Raw genomic sequence first — 1352 nt, 5'->3', positions numbered from 1 at the left:
TGAACTGCACCCCAATTGTTAGACACTATCTACAATAATTGGAGGTGCAGTTTTTTTGTCCAAATTTACTGCGGAAATGAAGCTACAAGCCGTAACTCGCTATTTAAGCGGAAAAGAAAGTTACAGAGAAATTGGAAAATCAATTGGAATAGATCACAAATCGATTGTTAAATGGGTAAGACAATACAACTACAATGGTGCAGAGGCATTGATGAAACGTTGTACAAGTTATACACAAATGTTTAAACTAGAAGTACTACAATATATGACTGAAAATGGTACTTCTCTATGTGAAACGGCAGCTATTTTTAATATCCCAGCGCATTCCACTCTAGCTGTTTGGAAAAGAAAGTTTGAAACACAAGGGATAGAGGCCCTTCAGTCACAGGAACAGGGGCGTCTATCCATGAAAAAAGATTCAAATAAACAAAGTTCTACTGATCGTTCTTTTGAAGCACTAGAAGATCGAATAAAACAACTGGAAATGGAAAATGAGTATTTAAAAAAGTTGAATGCCTTAGTTCAAAACAAGGAAAAATCACCAAACAAGACAAAGCACAAGTAGTCTATGAGTTAAGGCATAAGTATTCGGTGAAGTCACTCGTAAAACTCGCTGGCATTCCACGCAGCACCTATTATGATTTAGTAAAACGAATGAATCGACCTGATCCAGACACCGATATAAAAAGAGAAATCCAAGCCATTTATGAAGAACATCAAGGTCGTTACGGATACCGACGTATTCGGGATGAGCTAGTGAATCGTGGAAAAAAAGTAAATCATAAAAAGGTTCAACGAATCATGAAAGAGCTGGGTTTAAAATGTCTAGTGAGGATGAAAAAATATAAATCTTATAAAGGCACAGTCGGTAAAATTGCGCCAAATCATTTAGACCGTCAATTTAGTGCGGACGCACCAAATGAAAAATGGGTAACAGATATTACAGAATTCAAGTTATTTGGGGAAAAGCTGTATCTATCGCCTGTATTAGATTTATTTAATGGGGAAATTATTACGTATACCATCGGTTCTCGACCAACGTATTCATTAGTTTCGGACATGTTAGAAAAAGCATTAGAATCCTTACCAAAAAGGCATCAATTACTCATGCATTCCGACCAAGGTTGGCATTATCAAATGAAACAATATCGCAACTTGCTTCAAGCAAAAGGGATTAAACAGAGTATGTCACGTAAAGGGAACTGTTACGATAACTCTGTAATGGAAAACTTCTTTGGGATACTGAAGTCAGAACTCCTTTATTTTAAGGAATTTGAAAGTGTGAACCACTTTAAACTAGAATTAGAAAAATATATAGAATACTATAATAGAAAACGGTTAAAGGGAAAATT

At 35.7% G+C, this 1352-nt stretch carries 1 protein-coding gene; it reads left to right on the top strand.

Annotated elements, in window-relative coordinates; all coding sequences use genetic code 11:
- Positions 1-55: 55 nt before the first annotated feature.
- Positions 56-1352 (top strand): IS3 family transposase gene (locus NiCM35_RS26595; RefSeq protein ID WP_433780907.1). Its coding sequence is split into 2 segments (ribosomal slippage), with 1298 coding nucleotides annotated over them: positions 56-500 and positions 500-1352; the frame shifts between segments, so codons are not numbered across the junction. This gene is flagged as partial in the annotation.

The organism is Niallia sp. M35 (genome assembly GCF_050971705.1).
Classification (GTDB): domain Bacteria; phylum Bacillota; class Bacilli; order Bacillales; family Cytobacillaceae; genus Niallia; species Niallia circulans_A.
This window is presented reverse-complemented; position numbering and strand designations above follow the sequence as displayed.